Origin of the sequence: Sphingomonas sp. Leaf208, from assembly GCF_001421415.1 — a bacterium.
In the GTDB taxonomy this organism is placed as follows: domain Bacteria; phylum Pseudomonadota; class Alphaproteobacteria; order Sphingomonadales; family Sphingomonadaceae; genus Sphingomonas.
Genome location: NZ_LMKH01000034.1, coordinates 59,200 through 80,295 on the forward strand (window position 1 = coordinate 59,200; position 21,096 = coordinate 80,295).

Below are 21,096 nucleotides of genomic sequence, written 5' to 3' on the forward strand. Positions count from 1 at the left end.
TTCGCGGGCGCTTTCGTCAGGATGGCGCGTTAAGGTCAGGAATGACGTCGAACGAGACCGTAAAGGAGACATTCATGAAGGCCCTCACCCTGCTTGCCGCCGCCGCGCTGACCGCATGTTCCGGCCCGGCCCCCGATACCAGCAGCGACGGCAACATGACGTCCGCCGGATCGGTCGAACGCAAGGTCGCCGCTCCCAAGCCTAAACCGGCGCCCGACTACACCGGTCGTTGGATCGGCGTCGAAGGCATGGTCCTCGACGTAGCCCCGACCGCCACCGCCGGCCACTACGCACTGACCATGCAGTGGGACCTCGACAACAAGGGCAAGTTCGACGGCATCGCGACCGGCGACACGATAGCGTTCGATCGCGGTGGCGTCCGCGAAACGCTGCGCCCGACCAACGGCGACGCGACCGGGCTCAAATATCTGTTCGGCAAAACCGACTGCCTCACCGTCAAGCCCGGCGAAGGCTATTGCCGCGACGGACTTAGCCGCTAGGTTCCGCCCGTGACCCGAGCCTATCCAGACGCCGACGCCGCCCGCGCGCACCTCTCCGAGGTGCTTCTGCGCACCGGCCAGGAGGACCGCGACGCGTTTCGCGAACTCTATACGCTGACCAGCGCGAAGCTTTTCGGGATCACCCACCGTATCTGTGGCAACGCCCAAGCCGCGGAGGATGTGCTGCACGAGGTCTATCTCACGATCTGGAAACGCGCCGGTGCCTGGGAACCCGGTCGCGCGAGCCCGATAACCTGGTTGGCGACGATCGCGCGCAACCGCGCCATCGACTGGCAGCGCGCACAGGGCGTCCGCCGTACGAGTCCGCTAGACGATGCGCCGGACATCGCCGATCCCGGCGAGGGTGCCGAGGCGGGGATGCTCGCGAGCGAGTCATCGCGCGAACTGATCGAGTGCCTGAACGGTCTCGAACCGCAGCAGCGCGACGCGATCCGCACCGCATTCTTCGACGGCATCACCTATGCCGAGCTCGCGATCAAGCGCGCCGTGCCGCTGGGCACGATGAAGAGCTGGGTCCGCCGCGGCCTCGCCCGCCTGAAGGATTGCCTCGATGGTTGATCCGACTACCGATACCGGCGTGCCTGAGGACGTGGCGGCCGCGGAACTCGCGCTTGGCCTGCTCGAAGGCGAGGAGCGCGGAGCAGCACTGCGCCGCGTGCTCGCCGAGCCCGGTTTCGCCGCGCAGGTCGAATGGTGGCGGTCGCGTCTGGCGGTCCTGTTCGACCTCTGGCCCGAGCGTGCAGCGCCGCCGCATCTCGCCGCCCGGATCGAAGCCAGTCTCGACGGAACGCCAGCCTTCGCCCCAACGAGCCGCTTCGCATGGCCGGCGCTCGCCGCCGTCACCAGCGCGATCGCCGCATCGCTATTGCTGTTCGTCATGGTCCGCCCACAACCGACCGTGCCCGTCGCCCAGCCGGTCCCCGTCGCCCACGCGTCGAGCGTGCTCGTCGCGATGCTTGGCGATGCGAAGTCGCCGGTTGCAGCAGTGTACGATCCCGCAAACGGCGCGCTCCGCGTCGCGGCCGGCCCCGGTGTTCCGGACGCGCGCGTCGCGCAACTCTGGGTGATCGGCGGCGACGGCGTGCCGCATTCGCTCGGCTTGCTCTCGGGCCGTCCGACCTCGCTCGCGCCCAAGGGCGTCGACCGCGGTCGCATAACCCCCGGCGCGACGCTGGCGATCTCGGTCGAACCGCTCGGCGGCTCGCCGACCGGCCTGCCGACTGGCCCAGTCGTCGCCACCGGCGTGGTCGCGCGCGTCTGATGCCCGTGCGACCTACCGCGACCGGCGGCATCCCGCCGATCGCGCGGCTGCTCGGGCTGAGCGGCCTCCTCCCACAACTCGCGGCAGTCGCGCTGCTGCTGAGCGGCGATCCGCAAAGCCGATTCTCCGCGCTGGCGATCGCCTACGCCTATGCCGCGATCATCCTGAGCTTCCTCGGCGGTCTCTGGTGGGGTCTCGCCGCACGCACCGACTCGCCGCCGCGCTGGCTCTGGTTCGCGAGCGTCGCTCCATCGCTGATCGCGCTGGCCACCGCATGGCCCTGGATGGTCGGCCTGCGCTGGCCCGGCCCCTCGCTGGTCGTGCTCGGCATCAGCCTGATCGCCGCGCTGCTCGTCGACCGCGCACTGGTCCGCGCCGGCATCGCGCCACCCGGCTGGATGGCCTTGCGCATACCCCTGTCGCTCGGCTTGGGCGTCCTGACGATGCTCGCCGCCGCACTTTAAGGCCACACCGCACGACTCGCGGGCTAGCTCGATTCATGGTACGAATCGGTCATGAATACATCCGCCGCGAGTCTCCGCACCGATCGGCAGGAAAAGGCGCGTTTCACCACCGCCGAGTTCCTGCGCATTGGTGAGTCCGGCGCGTTCGACGACATGAAAGTCGAACTGGTCGAAGGGGAACTCGTCCGGATGAATCCGCCCCAGTTTGCGCATGCCTCGCGCCAGGCCAAGATCACCATTCGCCTGTCGCGTCTATTTGCTGAGTCGAGAATCGTTGGCGAGGCCGGCGTCGATCTGGGTAACGATACGGTACTTGGTTGCGACGTCGCGGTTCTACGTACGTCGGTTGGAGAAAACCGCCTGTTGCTTGCCGCCGACTTCCTACTCGTCATCGAAGTCGCGGAAACGTCGGTCGCGCGCGATACCACGATGAAGCGCTTCGCCTATGCGCGCGGCGGCATTCCGCACTACTGGGTAGTCGATGGCATTCGGCGCATCGTCCATGTCTACGCCAACCCCTTGGAAGGCGATTACACGCGGTTCCATTCGGTAGGTTTCGGCGAAACGCTAGACGTGCCGGGCACCGACGGCACGATCACGATCGACTGACCAGCGCTGCCCCGCAGTGAGCGGGGCCTGCCTCAGGCCGCCTTGCGCAAGTCCAGGCGGCTCCAGATCTCCACCAGCGCATCCGTCAGTTCGCGCATCATCGCTTCGGTATGCGCCGGCCCCGGCGTAAACCGCAGCCGCTCGGTGCCGCGCGGCACGGTCGGATAGTTGATCGGCTGCACGTACACGCCGTATTCGGCAAGCAGCACGTCGCTGATCTTCTTCGCCTTGACCGGATCGCCGACCATCAGCGGCACGATATGCGTATCGCCGAGCATCACCGGCAGCCCGGCGTCCTTCAACATCGCCTTCAGCATCGCCGCGGACGCCTGTTGCCCCTCGCGCTCGACGCTCGAGCTTTTCAGATGCCGCACGCTCGCAAGCACGCCAGCGACCAGTACCGGCGACAGCGACGTCGTGAAGATGAACCCCGGCGCATACGAGCGGATCACGTCGACGATCGTACGATCGGCGGCGATATAGCCCCCCATAACGCCGAATGCCTTGCCCAGCGTCCCCTCGAGGATCGTGATCCGGTGCGCGACCTCGTCCCGCTCCGAGATGCCGCCGCCGCGCGCGCCATACATCCCGACCGCATGGACTTCGTCGCAATAGGTCAGCGCGTTGTACCGGTCGGCGAGGTCGCACACCGCGGAGATCGGCGCGATGTCGCCCTCCATCGAATACACGCTCTCGAACGCAATCAGCTTTGGTGCAGCCGGATCTTCGGCCGCAAGGAGCTCTTCGAGATGCGCGAGATCGTTATGCCGGAATACCCGCTTCTCGCAGCCTGAGTTGCGGATGCCAGCGATCATTGACGCGTGATTCAGCTCGTCGGAAAAGATGATGCAGCCCGGCAAGACCTTGGCCAAGGTCGCCAGCGTAGCCTCGTTCGAGACGTAACCGCTCGTGAACAGCAAAGCCGCTTCCTTGCCGTGCAGGTCGGCGAGTTCGCCTTCCAGGTCGACATGGTAATGCGTGTTGCCGCCGATGTTGCGCGTGCCACCCGAGCCCGCGCCGACGTCGTGCAGCGCCTCTTCCATCGCCGCGATCACCTTGGGGTGCTGGCCCATTGCGAGATAGTCGTTCGAGCACCAGACGGTGATCGGCTTCGGCCCGTTATGCCCGGCGAAACAACGCGCGTTCGGAAACGCGCCCTTGTTGCGGAGAATGTCGATGAACACGCGGTAGCGCCCTTCGGCGTGCAACCGGTCGATCGCCTGCGTGAAAACGCGCGAATAATCGACCCGCGGACCCTTGATCGAATCCGTTGCCGGAATGCCGTCGCTAATCATGGCCTTGGGCACTACGCCTCGCTTTCACTCGTTTCCAGCGCAATACCGCTCTTACGGTGATCGCTTTCCTCATCCTGGCAGCACATTGCCACGATGCGGCTGCGACGCAAGGTGGCACATTGTCCCAGGTTAACGCTTAAAGCTGCTCGATCCTGCCGAGCCCGTGCGCCGCCAACGCCGGTCCGAGCGCGCGCTCCTCGTCGCCCAACCGGGTGAAGACGGCAACGCCCTCCCCCGCTCCCGACCATGATTCGCCCTGCATGAGATGCACGATCCGCCGCGCGATCCCCGGGCCACCGTCGACGAACCGCACACCGGGAGCAGCGGCCGCAAGCTCCGCTTCCACCAGTGGAAAATGCGTGCAGGCGTTGACGATCACGTCGATCGCGTCGCCGCCGGATTGCGAAAACAAGCCGTCTAGCACCGCTGCATAGCGTTCCGGCGCGACGACTCGGCCGTGCAATTTCGCCTCGGCCATCTCGACCAGAGCCGCCGAGCCGTAGCGCAGCACCGTACAATCGCCCGCGAACTTCGCCGCCAGATCATCGACATACGCCTGCCGCACCGTCGCCTCGGTCCCCAGCACGCCGATCGTCCGAGTCTTCGAACGCACCGCGGCGGGCTTGATCGCCGGCACCGTCCCGACCACCGGCAGGTCGAGCGCCGCGCGCACCACCGGCAGCGCGATCGTCGAGGCGGTGTTGCACGCGATCACGATCAACCGCGGCCGATACCGCTCCGCCAGCCGCCCCAGCAGCACAGGCACGCGGGCGGCGATCTCCGCCTCGCTCTTGGTCCCGTACGGAAACCCGGCCGAGTCGGCGGCATAGACGAACGGTGCATCGGGCAGCGCCGCGCGCGCCGGACCGACAATCGACAACCCGCCGACACCGGAATCGAAGAACAGGATGGGGCGCGTGTCCATGCGCGGTCCTTAGGACGAATTAACCGGGTTAAACCAGAGCAACAGATCCCCCTCCCTGGAAGGGAGGGGTTAGGGGTGGGTCGGCTTCCGCATCCGCAAACCTCGCGACACGAGCCGACCTACCCACCCCCAGCCCCTCCCTTCCAGGGAGGGGAGCACGTCGGGCCCGCTTGGCGACCCCCGCTCAAACTCAGGCCATTTGCCGTCGGCGCCGTGTCGTTTATAAGCCCCTCCAGAACGGGGGACATAGTTGCAGACGGAAATTCTCTGGGTCGCGCCCACGCTATCGCTCGTGCTGAGCTATCTGCTCGGCTCGATCCCGTTCGGCGTCATCCTGACTCGGCTCGGCGGGGCGGGCGATCTCCGGACGATCGGCTCGGGCAACATCGGTGCGACCAACGTCCTGCGCACCGGGCGCAAGGGTCTCGCCGCCGCCACGCTACTGCTCGACATGGCCAAGGGTGCGGTCGCCGTGCTGCTGGTCGCACACCTGTTCCCCGGCAACGCACTGCTCGCGGCTGCCGGTGCGTTCATCGGCCATTGCTACCCCGTCTGGCTGAAGTTCAAGGGCGGCAAGGGCGTCGCAACCCTCATGGGCATCGTCGTCGCACTCCATTGGCCGCTCGGGCTGGTCTACGCGGTAGTCTGGCTCGGCCTGCTCGCGGGCCTGCGCATCTCCTCGGTCGCCGGCATGGCCGCAGCCCTCAGCGCGCCATTTGCCGCGGCCCTGTTCGGTCGCTTCGATCTCGTCCTGCTGCTGCTCGCACTCGCGCTTATTGTGCTGTGGAAGCACCGCGAAAACATCGACCGCCTGTTCTCCGGCACTGAGCCGCGCATCGGGTCCAACCGGCCAAAGAGTGGCTGACCCGACGGTCTCAAGACTTCGGCTCATCCGCACGACCGGGATCGGACCGGTCACCTATCGCCAGCTCATCGCCCGCTTCGGCAGCGCCGACGCCGCGATCGAAGCACTCCCGATGCTCGCCCAACGCGGCGGCGGACGCGCGCCCAAGATCGCCGATGCCGCCCTAGCCGAGCGCGAAATGGCCGCCACCGCCAAGTTCGGCGCACGCTACCTCTTCCTCGACGACCCGGACTATCCCCGCCTGCTCGCCGAGATCGAGACCGCCCCCCCGGCCCTGATCCTCCGCGGCGACATCGCGCACGCCAGCCGCCCCTGTATCGCGATGGTCGGTGCTCGCAACGCATCCGCCGCCGCCTGCCGCTTCGCCCGCCAGCTCGCGCTGCAACTCGCCGAAGAAGGCACCACGATCGTCTCCGGCCTCGCCCGCGGCATCGACACCGCCGCGCACATTGGCGCGCTCGGCGGAGGCTCCAGCGGGGCCACGATCGGCGTCATCGCCAGCGGCATCGACATCGCCTACCCGCCCGACAACACCGCCTTGCAGGCACGCATCGCCACCGAAGGCCTGCTGCTCGCCGAACAGCCCCCCGGCACCGAGCCCAAGGCGCGCAACTTCCCCTCGCGCAACCGCATCATTGCCGGCCTCGCGATCGGCACGGTAGTGGTCGAGGCTGTCCCCAAATCCGGCTCGCTCATCACCGCGCGCCTTGCCAACGAGTCCGGCCGCGAAGTCATGGCCGTCCCCGGCAGCCCGCTCGATCCGCGCGCGCAAGGCTGCAACCTGCTTATCCGCGAAGGCGCCACCTTGGTGCAATCCGCGGCCGACATCCTCGAACAGATCCGCCCGTTCGACCCGCGCTCGGTTCGCTCGCCGATCGATGCCTACGCCGCCTCGCTCCGGGAAGACGCGACCGATACCGAGCGCCGCAAGATCACCGACCTGCTCGGCCCCGTACCGGTGACGATCGACGAACTCATCCGCCAGTCGCACCTAAGCCCGGCGGTCGTCCAGACCGTGCTGCTCGAACTCGAACTCGGCGGCCATCTGGAACGTCATGCGGGCGGCCGAGCCAGCCTGCGCTGATCGTCCTGGTTTCAGGACGCCGCGAAGGCCACGCTACCCTCAGCCTGCGATTTCGCCACCCAGGCCGCAGCCCAGTCCTTTGCCTCATGCGTCTTCGCGATAGCCGCAAGCAGCAGGTCCAGTTCGTGCTGGTGCGAGGCGATCAGATTGAGGACATGAGGCTCCGGATCCGACTGGCGAAGGATGACGATGTTTTTGGCAAGGAACGAACACTTCCATTTCGCTATCGCGAGGTCATGTCGGGTCACGCTCTATCCTCCCGGTCCAGTGCAGAACATCGGTTCGCGCCTTCCAGCAACGATCCATCATAATTACGCCGAACTGCAAGTCCTTGGCGAAACGAGGTATCCGGTTGCGGTAGCCAGGAAGCTGGACGAAAATTGTGCGCGCGACCAGATATAGCGGGCGGTGAAAGGGATGACTGAGGACCGTCAATTGTAACGATCTCTGCGCCTGATCTGATCGGACGCAACGAAAGGGACTGGTCTACTGTCATCATACCGACACGGATATTGTGCCAGCAGCGCCGGCATAATCCGGGAAATACCCCGCCCCCAGGAACCCCTCTCGAAAAGCAGCGCCTGCGTCCTCATCTGCGTACTTCGCTCATACCCGCCCCGGGTTGACGGCACCGCCCCTTCGTCCCCACCCTCGTACGCGTACACGTAAGGACCCTGGTTTCCCCATGCAGCTTGTCATCGTCGAATCGCCTGCCAAGGCCAAAACCATCGAGAAGTATCTGGGCAGCGATTACCGCGTCCTGGCCAGCTACGGCCATGTCCGCGACCTGCCGCCCAAGGACGGTTCGGTCGATCCCGACGACGCCTTCGCGATGACGTGGGAGAATTACGCGGACAAGTCGAAGCAGCTGAAGGCGATCACCGATCTCGCCAAGCTCGCCGACCGCCTGATCCTCGCGACCGATCCGGATCGCGAGGGCGAGGCGATCTCGTGGCACGTTCGTGAGGTCCTGCGGGCGCGGAAGGCGCTGCCGAAAGAGGTCGAGCGCGTCACCTTCAACGCCATCACCAAGGCGACCGTCACTGAGGCAATGAAGAACCCGCGCGAGTTGGACGACGACCTGATCGACGCGTACCGCGCCCGCCGCGCTCTGGATTACCTGGTCGGCTTCACGCTCTCGCCGGTGCTGTGGCGCAAGCTGCCCGGCGCCAAGTCCGCCGGTCGCGTCCAGTCGGTGTCGCTCCGGCTGATCGTCCAGCGCGAGCGCGAGATCGACGTCTTCAAGCCGCAGGAATACTGGTCGGTTACGGCCGAGATGGAGCATGACGGCACCGCCTTCACGTCGCGCCTGACGCAGTTCGAGGGTAACAAGCTCGACCGCCTCTCGATCGGCAACGAAGGCGATGCCCTGCGCGCCAAGCAGGCGGTGCTCGACGGCAATTTCTCGGTCCAGTCGGTCGAGACCAAGCCCGCCACGCGCAACCCGCCGCCACCGTTCACGACCTCAACGTTGCAGCAGGAAGCTTCGCGCAAACTCGGTTTCTCGGCTGATCACACGATGCGGATCGCGCAGGGCCTCTATGAGGACGGCGCGATCACCTACATGCGTACCGACGGCGTGCAGATGGATTCGAGCGCGATCAGCGCCGCGCGTCTGGCCGTCGCGAACCGCTTCGACGCGAGCTATGTCCCCGACAAGCCACGCCAATATCAGTCGAAGGCGAAGAACGCACAGGAAGCGCACGAGGCGATCCGCCCGACCGATTTCGGCAAGGACAAGGCCGGCGGCGGCGATCATGCGCGCCTCTACGACCTGATCTTCAAGCGCGCGCTCGCCAGCCAGATGGCGTCGGCGCGGATGGAGCGCACCACGGTCGAGATGGCCGACGGCACCGGCCGCAACATCCTGCGCGCCACCGGCCAGGTCGTGCTCTTCCCCGGCTATCTCGCGCTATACGAGGAAGGGTCGGATGACTCGGCCGACGAGGACGCCCGCCGCCTGCCGCGGATGCGCGAAGGCGATGCGCCCGCGAAGAAGAAGGTCGACGCCGAGCAGCATTTCACCCAGCCGCCGCCGCGCTTTTCCGAAGCCTCGCTGGTCAAGCGGATGGAGGAGCTCGGCATCGGCCGCCCGTCCACCTACGCGTCGATCATCAAGACGCTGAAGGATCGCGCCTACGTCCGGATCGAGAAGAACCGCTTCTTCGCCGAGGAGAGCGGGCGCCTGGTGACGGCGTTCCTAGAGCGCTTCTTCGAGAAATACGTCGGCTACGACTACACCGCCGAACTGGAGGAAGAGCTCGACGACGTCTCCGGCGGCCGCGCGCAGTGGCAGTCGGTGCTCGACGCGTTCTGGCGCGATTTCAAGCCGCGCACCAACGAGGTGATGGAGCAGCAGCCGTCCGCGATCACCGCCGAACTCGACACCTTCCTCGCGCCGTACCTGTTCCCGGCCAAGGCTGACGGCGGCGATCCGCGTCTCTGCCCGAACTGCGGAGAGGGCCAGCTGGCGCTCCGCGGCGGCAAGTTTGGCGCGTTCATCGCGTGCTCGAACTACCCCGAGTGCAAATACACGCGCCGGTTCGCGCAGCCCGGCGGCGACGCCGAGGCGGACGCAGGCCCGTCGACGCTCGGGACGCATCCCGACACCGGCCAGCCGATCGAGCGCAAGTCGGGACGCTTTGGCCCGTATCTGCAGATCGGCGAAGGCGAAGACCGCAAGATGGCGTCGATCCCGAAGGACATCGGCGAGCTTAATCTGGAATGGGCGGTCAAGCTGCTGTCGCTCCCGCGGACGGTCGGCAACCACCCCGAAACCGGCGAACCGATCATCTCCACGATCGGCAAGTTCGGCCCGTATCTGAAGCATGCGGGCAAATACGCGCGGCTCCAAACAACGGCGGACGTGTTCGAGACGGGCATGAACGCGGCCGTCGTGAAGCTGGCCGAAGCGGCAGCCGGCGGCGGACGCACCGCACGCGGGGCTCAGGCGCCGCTGAAGATCCTCGGTAACCATCCGCGCACCGAAGCCGAGATCAAGCTGATGGAAGGCCGTTACGGGGCCTATGTCACCGACGGCACGACCAACGCCACACTGCCCAAGTCGATCGAGAAGGACCAGCTGACGCTTGAGGAAGCCGCGTCCTTGATCGACGCACGCGCCGCCGCGGCGCCGGCAACGAAGAAGAAGAAAGCGCCCGCCAAGAAGCCGGCGGCAAAGAAGGCACCTGCGAAGGATGCGGCTGAGGCAAAAGCTCCAGCCAAGAAGGCTCCGGCCAAAAAGGCCCCCGCCAAGAAAGCCGCCCCAAAGAAGAAAGCGGAAGCCTAATTCCCCTCCCGCTTGCGGGAGGGGCTAGGGGAGGGACCGAAATACCCCACGAACGCAACGTTCGCGGTGATTCCCTCCCCCAACCCCTCCCGCAAGCCGGAAGGGAGCCCTAGGATTAAGCCGCCCGGCGTTGCGTCAACTGCATCCAATCCCGCGCGGCGCGCTGCGCCACCGAAATCTCCCGCGCGGTCATATCCTCGGCGATTTCAGCCCGACATTCCTGCGCCGCGATGTTCCCCGACACCGCCGCCAAGTTGAACCACTTATGCGCCTCGATCAGGTCGAGGACGACACCCGAAGTCCCCGTCGAATACACCATCCCCAGTTCGTAGCACGCCCGGTCGTCGCCGCGCGCGGCATCCGCCAGACGGCGTTCGATTCCGATATTCGCGTTCTTAAGACTGCTGCCCATGGTCTTGCCCCCAATGTTCTTGAAGGCATCCTGCGGTGATCCGGGCTTCCAAATGGTTAATGGGTTAACGTCTGCTTTTTACAACTCGCCCGGACGGTCGATCGCGATGTTATCGATCAGCCGCGTCGCGCCCATCCGCGCCGCCGCCAGCAACCGCCGCGGACGGTCCGCCGCAGGGTTCTCGGCCAGCGTCTCGGCATCCGCCAGCGCGACGTAATCGATCGTGAACCCCGCCCCGACCAAGGTCGTCCGCGCATCGTCGAGCACTGACTCGACGTCCTCACCCTTCGCGATCGCCCGCGCGGCGACACCCAGTGCACGCGGCAGGGCCACCGCCTGCTTGCGCTGCTCGTCGTCGAGATAGATGTTGCGCGAGGACATCGCCAGGCCGTCGTCGTCGCGCTGCGTCGGCACCCCGACTATATCGATCGCGAAATCGAGATCGGCGACGAACCGCCGGACGACGGCGAGCTGCTGGTAATCCTTCTCGCCGAAATACGCCGCATCGGGCCCGACCTGGTTGAACAGTTTCGACACGACCGTCGCGACGCCATCGAAATGACCGGGCCGCGAGGCGCCGTCGAACCCGTCGCTGACCCCCGAGACGCGCACCGTCGTCGCGAACCCGTCGGGATACATCGTCTCGACCGACGGCAGCCAGAGCAGGTCGCACCCGGCTTCGTTCAGCATACGGATATCGGCCATCTCGCGCCGCGGATAGCGCGACAGGTCCTCGTTCGGCCCGAACTGCGTCGGGTTGACGAAGATCGACGCCACCACCTTGGTCCCCGGCCGCTTCGCAGCCTCGATCAGCGCGACATGGCCCGCGTGGAGCGCGCCCATCGTCGGGACGAGCGCGACGCGCTGCCCCGCCGCACGGAAGGCGGCGACGCTTTCGCGCAACGCATTAAGGTCCCGGACGGTGTCCACGTGAAACTCCTACTCGATAAGTGCGGTCGCGGCTTCTATGAAGGGTGACTGTTACGATCAATAAGGAAACGCGCGTTGGCCACGGGCCCGGATACACCCCAAGCTTCGACGCACGTAATCGTGTTCGCCAACGAGAAGGGCGGCACCGGCAAGTCGACGACCGCGGTGCACGTCGCGATCGCGCTGGCCGCCAAGGGTGCGCGCGTCGCCTGTCTCGATCTGGATCATCGCCAGCGCACCGTCGGCCGCTATCTCGACAACCGCGCCGAGACGATGAAGCGCAACGGCTCGATCCTGCCGATGCCGCGCCACGCCACCTTGTCGGACCAGAGCGAGGACCAGTTCGAGGACCTGTGGCACTCGCTCAGCGAAGGCTCGGACTTCCTCGTCGTCGACACCCCCGGCCGCGACGATCCGTTCGCGCGCACCGCCGCCGCGCTGGCGAACACACTGGTGACGCCGATGAACGACAGCTTCGTCGACTTCGACCTGATCGGCCAGGTCGATCCCGAGACGTATCAGGTTACCCGCCCGAGCTTCTATTCCGAACTGATCTGGGACGCGCGGAAGCAGCGCGCACGCGCCGACGGCACGACGATCGACTGGGTCGTGCTGCGCAACCGCCTCCAGCATATCGAGGCGCGCAACATGCGCCGCGTGTCGGACGCGCTCGCGCAACTCGCCAAGCGCGTGGGCTTCCGGATCATCCCGGGGCTCGGCGAGCGCGTGATCTACCGCGAGATGTTCCCCGCCGGGCTGACGATGATCGATTCGAAGGCGTTCGGCAGCATGGGCCTCGCGCATGTCGCCGCGCGCCAGGAACTGCGCGAGATGATGGCCGCGTTGCAGCTGCCCGAAGTTGTTGAGCAAGCGCCGGACGTCGCTGCGTGAAGTGGATCGTCGCCGCAGTCTTCATCTGGCTGGCCTGGCATTACCTTCGCCCCAAGCCGAAACAACGCGTGGTGACGGATGACGCGGAAGCCCGCTCGATCCTCGGCATCGACAGCAACGCAGATGCCGACGCGATCCGCAGCGCGCACCGCCGCCTGATCGCCTCGGTCCACCCCGACCGCGGCGGCTCGACCGACCTGACCCGGCGAGTGAATGCGGCGCGCGACCTGCTGCTGAAGCGAACCCGGTAAGCCGTTCTCCTGCGGACGCAGGAGCACAGGGTTACGAACGCTATCGCTCTTGGCTCCTGGGCGCCCGCTTTCGCGGGGGAACCGCAGTGAGATATAATCGTCGAGAGGCCCATGACCCACCAGTTCGACCCAACCTCGCTCCGCGAATACGACATCCGTGGGATCGTCGGCAAAGCGCTCGGCCCCGCCGATGCCACCGCGATCGGCCGAGGCTTCGCCACCCGCATCCGCGCCGCCGGCGGCACCCGCGTGGCGGTCGGCTATGACGGCCGCAACTCCTCCCCCGAACTCGAAGCCGCGCTCGTCTCGGGCCTCGTCGCGGGCGGCGTCGACGTCGTCCGCATCGGCCTCAGTACATCGCCGATGCTCTACTACGCCGAGGCCACGCTAGAAGTGGACGGCGGCATCCAGGTAACCGGCAGCCACAATCCCCCCGAGTATAACGGCTTCAAGATGGTGCACGCGCACGCGCCATTTTTCGGCGACGACATTCGGGACCTCGCCGCGCTCGCCGCATCGGGCGCCTGGAGCGAAGGCGCGGGCGAAGTCACGGAAGCCGACGTCCTTGACGCCTATACGAGCCGACTGATGGCGGGCTATGCAGGCGGCGCGTACCGGATCGGCTGGGACACGGGGAACGGCGCCGCCGGCCCGGTGATCGAGAAACTCGTGAAGCTCCTGCCGGGTGAGCATCATATGATCTTCGCCGAAGTCGACGGCAATTTTCCCAACCATCATCCCGATCCTACCGAGGAGGCGAACCTCGCCGATCTGAAACGCCTGGTCGCGGAAAAGAACCTCGATTTCGGACTGGCGTTCGACGGCGACGGCGATCGGATCGGTGCGGTCGACGGTTCGGGACGCGTGATCTGGGGCGATCAGATTCTGTCCATTCTGGTCGAACCTGCGCTGCGCGAACACCCCGGCGCGCCGATCGTCGCCGACGTGAAGTCGTCGCAGGCGCTGTTCGACCGAATCACGGCGTTGGGCGGCAAGCCGGTGATGGCCGCCACAGGCCACAGCCTGATGAAGACCGCGATGACCTGCACCGGCGCGCCGATCGGCGGTGAGTTGAGCGGTCATCTGTTCTTCGCGGGCGAATATTACGGGTTCGACGATGCGCACTACGCGGCAGTGCGGCTGATCCGCGCGGTGCATCTGTCGGGGCGTTCGCTGACCGAGTTGCGCGATGCGATGCCGGCGCTGGTGGCGACGCCCGACCTGCGGTTTCCAGTCGAGGACGGACGGAAGTTCGCGGTGGTGGACGAGGTGATCGCGCGGTTGAAGTCGGAGGGCGCGGAGATGAACCTGACCGATGGGGCGAGGGTGACGACCGCCGACGGGTGGTGGCTGCTGCGAGCCTCGAACACGCAGGCGATGCTGACGGTACGTGCCGAGGCGACGGACCAAGCAGCGCTCGATGCGCTGCTGGCCGAGGTAGACGCACAACTCGCGGCCAGCGGCGTTGTGAGATCGGTACCGTAACAAGGCCGCCACCCCGGCGGAGGCCGGGGCCCAGTTGGAAAGGTGGATGTAACGAAGTGCCGCGCTCCGTTAGCTACGTCCCCCAACTGGGCCCCGGCCTTCGCCGGGGTGGTACTGGTGGAGGGCGCTCCCAAAATTAGACGAGCACCTCGCGGCGAGCAGTGCAGTACCGCCCCCTCCCCCGTCATTCCCGCGCAGGCGGGAACCCAGACTGGCTGGCCGCGCAACAGAATCGCAACCGTTCGGAGGATATGGATCCCCGCCGTCGCGGGAATGACGACGACGTGGCGAGTGGCGGCAGTAGACGGACCGCAGCCACACATGATTGACACGCCATCCCCCCAGCCTACCGTCCCGCCACCACCCCAAGGAGTCCCCCAGTGGAGCGCCCAGTCGACGAATTCCGCTCCAGCACCCGCCGCTGGCTGCTCGGCAGCTTTGCCGGATGGGGCACCCTCCTCACTTGCCTCGCCGGCGTGGGCTTCGTCATCATCGGCGTCCGCTGGCTGAAAAACCGCAGCGCCAGCTACGAGATCACCGACCAGCGCCTCATCATCAAGCGCGGCATCCTGTTCAAGACGATCGACGAGATCGAGCTCTACCGGATCAAGGACGTCCGCCTCGGCTACTCCCTGCTCAACCAGATGACCGACATCGGCACGATCACTCTGACTTCGAGCGATCGCACGACCAACGGCGGCGAGTTCACCCTCCGCGATATCCCGATGGCACGCGACCGACGGGAGGGTCTCCGGAAACTGGTCGACCGCGCCCGCCAGCGCCGCGGCGTCCGCGAACTCGACGTGGATGACTCATACGCGCTGGATTAAGCGCGCTTTTGTCCCCACATGGCGGGCATGGCGCCCCCCTACCCCAAGCCCAAGCAGCAACCCCAGATGATCCGGGTCGTCGACCTCGAGACCACCGGCTCGGCCCCGCCCGCGCACGGCGTGTGCGAAATCGGCTGGCAGGACGTCGCGCTCGGCGAGGACGGCCGCTGGGAGATCTATGGCGAGGGCGGCAGCCTGCTCGTCAATCCCGGCCGGCTGATCCCGCCGGTGACTCAGGCGATCCACCACATCCTCGACGAGCATGTCGCCGACGCGCCATATTGGCATGACTGTGCGCGACAGGTGCTCGACCCGTGGCCACGCCGGCTCGCACTCGCCGCGCACCGCGCCGATTTCGAGCAGAAGTTCTGCACCCCTGCGCTGACCCGCGATGCCGAATGGATCTGCACCTGGAAATGCGCGCTCAGGCTTTGGCCTGATTCGCCGAGTTTCTCAAATCAGGTGCTGCGCTATTGGCGCAAACCCCACGGCATGGAGCACGAGCGCGGCCTGCCCGCGCATCGCGCCTTTCCCGATGCCTACGTCACCGCGTTCCACTTGCGCGACATGCTGAACGAAGCGAGCCTTGCGCAGCTGCTCGAATGGTCGCGTGATCCGGGGCTGATCCCCCGTGTCCGCTATGGCCCCGATCGCGGCAAGGAGTGGTCCGAACTCGATCATGAGACGCTGATGGCGTTCATGACCGACCGCGATTCCGACATCCGCTTCACCGCCAACCACGAGATGGACCGGCGCAGCGGCGGCGGTCTCGTCGGCAAGGCGAGCGCGCAGGACCTGCTGCTCTAAATCAATATCGTTACGCTGGCGGACCCGGCAGTATCGCTGGCGTAACGACATCCGCCAGCCTACACCGCCCGTCCTATGGTTCGCGTACGCCTGAAACTGCCCTCTTCGGAAGGGCGAGTCGCACGTTGGCTGGTCGCGTTCATGACGCTCGGCTTCATCGCGCTAGCCGCCGCCGCGATCGCAATCGGCTGGATCACCGTCCGCAACCGCACCTATACCGCCGAGATCCTCCACACGCAGGACGTCCGCCAGGCGATCGCCACGCTCCAGATCCAGATGGAGCAATCCGAGACGGCGCGGCGCGGCTATATCCTGGCCGGCAAACCGCTGTTCGCCACCGCCTATGCCCGGAGCGCGGGCAACCTCGTCCCGTCGATCCGCAAGCTGCGCCATCTGACCCGCGACAATCCGCGGCAGGGTGCCCGCCTCGACCTGATCGAGCCGCGCTTCGTCCAGTTGCGCGCGCTCCGGACGCAATCGATGACCTTGGTCGCCTCGGGTCGGATCGCCGAGGCGCAGCGCCGGTTCGCGGTCGACGCCAGCGTCCCCTTGATGCGTGGCATCCGCTACCGCACCCAGGCGATGGCCGCCGACGAAGTCCGCCTGCTCGCGATCCGGACCGAGCGGCAGGAACGCACCAGCGCGCTGTTCCTCTCGGTCGCCGGGCTCGCCGCAGCGCTGCTGCTGGTCGTCGCGATCCTCGCGGTCCTGCTGATCCGCCGCTACACCGCGGACCTCGCCGCCTCGCGCGACAGCCTGCGCACCCTTAACGAGACGCTTGAGGAGCAGGTCACGGAGCGCACCGCCGATCTCAGCCGCGCGAACGAGGAAATCCAGCGCTTCGCCTATATCGTCAGCCACGATCTGCGCTCGCCGCTGGTCAACGTGATGGGCTTCACCGCCGAACTCGCGACCGCCGCGGGGCCGCTCGCCGAACTCGTCGATCGCGCCGAGGCCGAAGCGCCGCACATCCTGACCGAAGACGCACGATTGGCGGCGCGCGAGGACCTGCCCGAGGCGATCGGCTTCATCCGCACCTCGACGCAGAAGATGGACCGGCTGATCAACGCGATCCTCAAGCTCGCGCGCGAAGGGCGGCGGACGATCGCCCCCGAGCATATCGACCCCGCGCAACTGGTCGACACGATCGTCGGCGCGATGCAGCACATCGTCGACGATCGCGGCGCCGTGGTGCGCGTCGAGCGGCCGATACCGGCCATCGTCACCGATCGCCTCGCGCTCGAACAGATCCTGTCGAACCTGATCGAGAACGCGACCAAGTATCTGAAACCAGGCCGCCCCGGCGAGATCGTCGTGAAGGGCCATACCGAACGCGGGCGCGTGATCCTGTCGGTGGTCGACAACGGCCGCGGCATCGATCCGCGCGATCATCAGCGCGTGTTCGACCTGTTCCGCCGCTCGGGCGCGCAGGACCAGCCGGGCGAAGGCATCGGACTCGCGCATGTCCGCGCACTCGCCTATCGTCTGGGCGGCACGATCGACGTGCAGTCGACGCTCGGCGACGGCGCGACCTTCCGGCTCAACCTGCCGACCCACATGACCATCCAGGACGCAGCATGAACGATCACAAGACCGTCGGCATCGTGATGATCGAGGATGACGAGGGCCATGCCCGCCTCATCGAGAAGAACATCCGCCGCGCCGGGATCCTGAACGATATCCGTCACTTCACCGACGGCACCACCGCGCTCGACTTCCTGTTCAATGCCGCCGATGGCCCCGCGAAAAGCGGCCCGGCGATGATCCTGCTCGACTTGAACCTGCCTGATATGAGCGGCACCGACATCCTCGCGCGAATCAAGGCCGAGGGCAGCCCGCTCAAGCGCACGCCGGTCGTCGTGCTCACCACCACCGACGACAAGGTCGAGATCGAGCGCTGCTACGATCTCGGCTGCAACGTCTACATCACCAAGCCGGTGAACTATGAGAGTTTCGCGCAGGCGATCCGCCAGCTCGGGCTGTTCCTGTCGGTGATCCAGGTCCCCGAAGCCGAGTGAGCGAAACGCGCGTCCTCTACATCGACGACGACGCCGGCATCCGGCGGCTGGCAGCGCGTGCCCTGGAACGCCGCGGCTACCGGATGACCGTCGCCGAGACGGGGGCCGAGGGTGTCGTGAAGGCCGCCGCGGAACGCTTCGACCTGATCGCGGTCGACCATTACATGCCCGGCATGGACGGCCTCGAGACCCTCGAAGCGCTCCGCCGCCTGCCCGATCCGCCCCCCGTCGTGTACGTCACCGGCTCCGAGGAAGGCCGCATCGCAGTCGCCGCGCTGAAGGCAGGGGCGGCCGATTACGTCGTGAAGACGGTCGGCGACGATTTCTTCGACCTGCTCGCCGCCTCGTTCGAACAGGTGCGCGCGCGTTCCCTGCTCGAGCAGGAAAAGGCGTCCGCCGAGGCCGATCTCCGCGCCAGCAACGCGCGACTCGAGGCCTTACTCGGCGAGGTCAACCACCGCGTCGCCAACTCGCTGCAACTCGTCTCGGCGATGGTCCGCCTCCAGGCGACCGCGCTGACCGACCCGTCCGCGCGTGAGGCGCTGGAAGATACGCAGCGCCGCATCCAGGCGATCGCGCAGGTCCACCGCCGGCTCTACACTAGCAACGACGTCGAGAGCGTCGACATGCAGGAATATCTCGGCGCGTTGGTCGACGAACTCGCCGAGACCTGGTCAACCGAGGCGCTCCCCCGCGCCTTGAGCCTCGCCGCCGAGCCGATCCGCCTGCCCACCGACCGCGCGGTGTCGCTCGGCGTCATCGTCACCGAACTCGTCACCAACGCGTGCAAATACGCCTACCCCAACAGCGGCGGCGAAGTCCGCGTCGCGCTCCGCCGGATCGACGACGACGTCTTTTTGCTCGCGGTCGAAGACGATGGCTGCGGCATCCCCGAAGACGCCGTCCCGCGCGGCACCGGTCTCGGTACGAAGCTGATCCGCGCGATGGCGCAGAGCCTGCAGTCGATCGTCGAATACGACCCGACCCACACCGGCGTCCGCGCCACCCTCCGCGCGGCGGTACGGTAGGACGCGCCGGCTACAACGACGGAATGATTCGTCTGTCGAGCCCTCCACCGTTCGTCCTGAGTAGCCATCGAGTAGCGGCATAGCCGCGTATCGAGAAGGCGTATCGAAGGACAGGTTGGCGAGCGGAACCGATGCTTCGATACGCGCCCTCGATACGCTTCTGCGAAGCTACTCGGTCGCTACTCAGCACGAACGGGGTTTTCTACGGGATTTCAGATCGCGCGCACCGCCGCCAGGATCATCCGCCCGGTCAACCGCGCCGTCTCATCCTCCGACAGCCGCGGCCGCGACAGGGTACGGTGGCCAAGCCCGAACATGAAGGCGAGGATCAGCTCCTCCGCGCCCTCCAGTTCATTCTCCTGCAAGTCCGGATTGGCGACGCAGGCGAGTTCGCGGATCATCCGGCGGAAATCGCGGCACAGGTCGGCGATCGTGTCCGCAACGTCGGCGTTGCGGTGCGCCTCCGCCATGATTTCGAACGACAGCGCTTCGTCGCCCTTCGACAGGGCACGCCGCGCCAGTTCGACGAACCCTTCCTCGATCGAGAACCGCTCCGATTTGACCGAGTCGTTCATCGTCTGCAGCTCGCCCATCTTGGCCGCCGCATCTTCCATTACGATCGCCTGGATCACCGCGTTCTTGCCGGTGAACAGGCGATAGATCTGGCCGACGGACACGCCCGCCGCCACCGCCAGTTCGGACATCGGGGTTTGATGAAACCCTTGTGTCGCAAACAGATGACGGGCCGACGAGACGATACGCTCCCGACTTCCCATTTCATGCTGCACTGCACTCAAAACCATGTTCCCGACGCGTTTTTAGGTTGACCGGCCGCTCGCACAATCCTAGCGGGCAAGCAAGCGGAATGAACGTTCATTCCGGTGAACCTAATCTGCACGGACGTCGGGATGCTTAACATGCAGCAATTGAACCTCAAGGGATCGGTGGCGCTCTTCGCGCTCTCCCTGCTGTCGGCTTGCGGCAAGGAGCAGGCTCCGCCGCCTCCGCCCACACCGACCGTCGGCGTCGTCAACGTCGGCGAGGAAGCGGTCGTGCTCACCTCCGAGCTTCCCGGTCGTATCGCCGCGGTAGAGACCTCGGAAGTTCGTCCGCAGGTCAGCGGCGTCGTTCGCGACCGCCTGTTCACCGAGGGTGCGATGGTCAGCAAGGGCCAGGTGCTCTACGCGATCGAGGACGCCCCCTATCGCGCGGCGCTCGCCAGCGCACAGGGCCAGCTCGGCGCGGCCCAGTCGCAGATCAACGCGACCCGCCTCCAGGCGCAGCGCTACGGCCAGCTCGTCCAGCTGAACGCAGTCAGCAAGCAGGAAGCGGACAACGCAAACGCATCCGCACAACAGGCTCGCGCCAATGTTGCAGCGCAGCAGGCGGCGGTTCAGTCGGCGCGCGTCAACCTCGGCTTCACGCGCATCAAGGCACCGATCTCGGGCCGCATCGGCCGGTCGCTCGTGACCGTAGGCGCGCTGGTCCAGACCGGCCAGACCGATCCGCTCGCGACGATCCAGCGCACCAACACCGTCTATGTCGACGTCGTCCAGTCGGCGGCGCAGCTGCTCGATCTGAAGCAGGCGATGGCAAGCGGCGGCGTGACCCGCGGCGACGGCAGCGCGCGCGTCCAGCTGATCCTGCCGAACGGCACGACCTATCCGATCGAGGGCCGCCTGCAGTTCGCCGAAGTCACGGTCGACCAGACCACCGGCGCGGTGACGCTGCGTGCAAGCTTCCCGAACCCCAACGGCCTGTTGCTGCCGGGCATGTATGTCCGTGCGAAGCTCGTCGAGGGCACGCGTCGCCAGGCGATCATGGCACCGACCGCTGGGATCACGCGCGATCCGCGCGGCGGTGCGACCGCCCTGGTCGTCAACGCGCAGAACAAGGTCGAGCAGCGTAATGTCACGACGGACCGCGTGATCGGCGACAAGTGGATCGTCACCAGCGGCCTGAAGCCCGGCGACAAGCTGATCGTCGAGGGCCTGCTCAACCTGCGTCCCGGCGCGACCGTCAAGCCCGCCGCCCCGCAGCAGGTCGCCAAGCCCGCCGGCGCGGCACCCGGAGGCGGCGACGCGTCCGGTGCGACCAGCAACAGTTCCGCGCAGGCCGGGAAGTAACCGCC

General features: G+C 66.5%; 23 protein-coding genes. 17 read left to right on the plus strand and 6 right to left on the minus strand.

Annotated features, from left to right (window positions below):
• Positions 1 to 74 precede the first annotated feature (74 nt).
• The 5 genes from ASE69_RS12970 to ASE69_RS12990 are packed head-to-tail and all read left to right on the plus strand — an operon-like array spanning position 75 to position 2,855.
• Positions 75 to 500 (plus strand): hypothetical protein, encoded by a 426-nt coding sequence (locus ASE69_RS12970; protein WP_156362336.1) that lies wholly within the window; start codon positions 75 to 77, stop codon positions 498 to 500.
• Positions 501 to 509: 9 nt separating this feature from the next.
• Positions 510 to 1,079: a sigma-70 family RNA polymerase sigma factor gene (locus ASE69_RS12975; protein ID WP_056487321.1), complete on the plus strand. Its 570-nt coding sequence runs from the start codon at positions 510 to 512 to the stop codon at positions 1,077 to 1,079.
• Positions 1,072 to 1,782: an anti-sigma factor domain-containing protein gene (locus tag ASE69_RS12980; RefSeq protein WP_056487322.1), complete on the plus strand. Its 711-nt coding sequence runs from the start codon at positions 1,072 to 1,074 to the stop codon at positions 1,780 to 1,782. Before ASE69_RS12975 ends, ASE69_RS12980 begins: the two co-directional genes overlap by 8 nt.
• Positions 1,782 to 2,246 carry a DUF3429 domain-containing protein gene (locus ASE69_RS12985; protein ID WP_056487323.1) on the plus strand — a complete coding sequence of 155 codons (465 nt, stop codon included), beginning with the start codon at positions 1,782 to 1,784 and terminating at the stop codon, positions 2,244 to 2,246. The genes ASE69_RS12980 and ASE69_RS12985 overlap by 1 nt, the downstream gene beginning before the upstream one ends.
• A 51-nt stretch (positions 2,247 to 2,297) precedes the next feature.
• Positions 2,298 to 2,855 carry a Uma2 family endonuclease gene (locus tag ASE69_RS12990; RefSeq protein ID WP_056487327.1) on the plus strand — a complete coding sequence of 186 codons (558 nt, stop codon included), beginning with the start codon at positions 2,298 to 2,300 and terminating at the stop codon, positions 2,853 to 2,855.
• Positions 2,856 to 2,887: 32 nt separating this feature from the next.
• Here the strand turns inward: ASE69_RS12990 and hemA are convergent, their stop codons facing one another.
• Together hemA and murI are read right to left on the minus strand one after the other, a co-directional pair.
• On the minus strand, positions 2,888 to 4,150 hold the full coding sequence (gene hemA / locus ASE69_RS12995) for a 5-aminolevulinate synthase (protein ID WP_056488260.1): 1,263 nt from the start codon (positions 4,148 to 4,150) through the stop codon (positions 2,888 to 2,890).
• Between the two features lie 136 nt (positions 4,151 to 4,286).
• Positions 4,287 to 5,075, minus strand: coding sequence for a glutamate racemase (murI, locus tag ASE69_RS13000; RefSeq protein ID WP_056487331.1), 789 nt, complete (start codon positions 5,073 to 5,075; stop codon positions 4,287 to 4,289).
• A 250-nt stretch (positions 5,076 to 5,325) separates the two neighbouring features.
• Between murI and plsY the strand changes: the two genes are divergently transcribed.
• Positions 5,326 to 5,940 carry a glycerol-3-phosphate 1-O-acyltransferase PlsY gene (gene plsY / locus ASE69_RS13005; protein ID WP_056487332.1) on the plus strand — a complete coding sequence of 205 codons (615 nt, stop codon included), beginning with the start codon at positions 5,326 to 5,328 and terminating at the stop codon, positions 5,938 to 5,940.
• Complete coding sequence (gene dprA, locus ASE69_RS13010; RefSeq protein WP_056487333.1) at positions 5,933 to 7,024, plus strand: DNA-processing protein DprA; 1,092 nt, start codon at positions 5,933 to 5,935, stop codon at positions 7,022 to 7,024. The genes plsY and dprA overlap by 8 nt, the downstream gene beginning before the upstream one ends.
• Before the next feature lie 11 nt (positions 7,025 to 7,035).
• Here dprA and ASE69_RS13015 read toward each other — a convergent pair whose 3' ends face one another.
• Positions 7,036 to 7,272: a hypothetical protein gene (locus ASE69_RS13015; RefSeq protein WP_056487334.1), complete on the minus strand. Its 237-nt coding sequence runs from the start codon at positions 7,270 to 7,272 to the stop codon at positions 7,036 to 7,038.
• 437 nt (positions 7,273 to 7,709) lie between these two features.
• Between ASE69_RS13015 and topA the strand changes: the two genes are divergently transcribed.
• Positions 7,710 to 10,313: a type I DNA topoisomerase gene (gene topA, locus ASE69_RS13020; RefSeq protein ID WP_056487335.1), complete on the plus strand. Its 2,604-nt coding sequence runs from the start codon at positions 7,710 to 7,712 to the stop codon at positions 10,311 to 10,313.
• Between the two features lie 115 nt (positions 10,314 to 10,428).
• Here the strand turns inward: topA and ASE69_RS13025 are convergent, their stop codons facing one another.
• The gene (locus ASE69_RS13025; RefSeq protein ID WP_056487338.1) at positions 10,429 to 10,725 is read right to left on the minus strand and encodes a sel1 repeat family protein; all 297 of its coding nucleotides are present in this window, start codon (positions 10,723 to 10,725) and stop codon (positions 10,429 to 10,431) included.
• Positions 10,726 to 10,803: 78 nt separating this feature from the next.
• Positions 10,804 to 11,655: a pantoate--beta-alanine ligase gene (gene panC / locus ASE69_RS13030; protein ID WP_056487340.1), complete on the minus strand. Its 852-nt coding sequence runs from the start codon at positions 11,653 to 11,655 to the stop codon at positions 10,804 to 10,806.
• A 75-nt stretch (positions 11,656 to 11,730) separates the two neighbouring features.
• Here panC and ASE69_RS13035 point away from each other — a divergent pair, with 75 nt between their 5' ends.
• The 8 genes from ASE69_RS13035 (at position 11,731) to ASE69_RS13070 (ending at position 18,965) form a co-directional block, all read left to right on the plus strand.
• Complete coding sequence (locus tag ASE69_RS13035; RefSeq protein WP_056487344.1) at positions 11,731 to 12,546, plus strand: division plane positioning ATPase MipZ; 816 nt, start codon at positions 11,731 to 11,733, stop codon at positions 12,544 to 12,546.
• On the plus strand, positions 12,543 to 12,797 hold the full coding sequence (locus ASE69_RS13040; protein ID WP_056487347.1) for a DnaJ domain-containing protein: 255 nt from the start codon (positions 12,543 to 12,545) through the stop codon (positions 12,795 to 12,797). The genes ASE69_RS13035 and ASE69_RS13040 overlap by 4 nt, the downstream gene beginning before the upstream one ends.
• A 111-nt stretch (positions 12,798 to 12,908) precedes the next feature.
• Positions 12,909 to 14,282 carry a phosphoglucomutase/phosphomannomutase PgmG gene (gene pgmG, locus ASE69_RS13045; protein ID WP_056487351.1) on the plus strand — a complete coding sequence of 458 codons (1,374 nt, stop codon included), beginning with the start codon at positions 12,909 to 12,911 and terminating at the stop codon, positions 14,280 to 14,282.
• A 380-nt stretch (positions 14,283 to 14,662) separates the two neighbouring features.
• Positions 14,663 to 15,112 carry a PH domain-containing protein gene (locus tag ASE69_RS13050; protein ID WP_056487355.1) on the plus strand — a complete coding sequence of 150 codons (450 nt, stop codon included), beginning with the start codon at positions 14,663 to 14,665 and terminating at the stop codon, positions 15,110 to 15,112.
• A 27-nt stretch (positions 15,113 to 15,139) separates the two neighbouring features.
• Positions 15,140 to 15,919, plus strand: a complete 780-nt coding sequence (locus ASE69_RS13055) for an exonuclease domain-containing protein (protein ID WP_056488263.1) — start codon at positions 15,140 to 15,142, stop codon at positions 15,917 to 15,919.
• 75 nt (positions 15,920 to 15,994) lie between these two features.
• Complete coding sequence (locus tag ASE69_RS13060) at positions 15,995 to 17,500, plus strand: sensor histidine kinase (protein ID WP_056487359.1); 1,506 nt, start codon at positions 15,995 to 15,997, stop codon at positions 17,498 to 17,500.
• Complete coding sequence (locus ASE69_RS13065; RefSeq protein WP_056053360.1) at positions 17,497 to 17,937, plus strand: response regulator; 441 nt, start codon at positions 17,497 to 17,499, stop codon at positions 17,935 to 17,937. The genes ASE69_RS13060 and ASE69_RS13065 overlap by 4 nt, the downstream gene beginning before the upstream one ends.
• On the plus strand, positions 17,934 to 18,965 hold the full coding sequence (locus tag ASE69_RS13070; protein ID WP_056487361.1) for a sensor histidine kinase: 1,032 nt from the start codon (positions 17,934 to 17,936) through the stop codon (positions 18,963 to 18,965). Before ASE69_RS13065 ends, ASE69_RS13070 begins: the two co-directional genes overlap by 4 nt.
• A 212-nt stretch (positions 18,966 to 19,177) precedes the next feature.
• Here ASE69_RS13070 and ASE69_RS13075 read toward each other — a convergent pair whose 3' ends face one another.
• The gene (locus tag ASE69_RS13075; RefSeq protein ID WP_235518722.1) at positions 19,178 to 19,669 is read right to left on the minus strand and encodes a TetR family transcriptional regulator; all 492 of its coding nucleotides are present in this window, start codon (positions 19,667 to 19,669) and stop codon (positions 19,178 to 19,180) included.
• A gap of 213 nt (positions 19,670 to 19,882) precedes the next feature.
• On the opposite strand from ASE69_RS13075, the gene ASE69_RS13080 reads away from it, so the two are divergent.
• Positions 19,883 to 21,091 carry an efflux RND transporter periplasmic adaptor subunit gene (locus ASE69_RS13080; RefSeq protein ID WP_056488266.1) on the plus strand — a complete coding sequence of 403 codons (1,209 nt, stop codon included), beginning with the start codon at positions 19,883 to 19,885 and terminating at the stop codon, positions 21,089 to 21,091.
• The last annotated feature ends 5 nt before the right edge of the window (positions 21,092 to 21,096 follow it).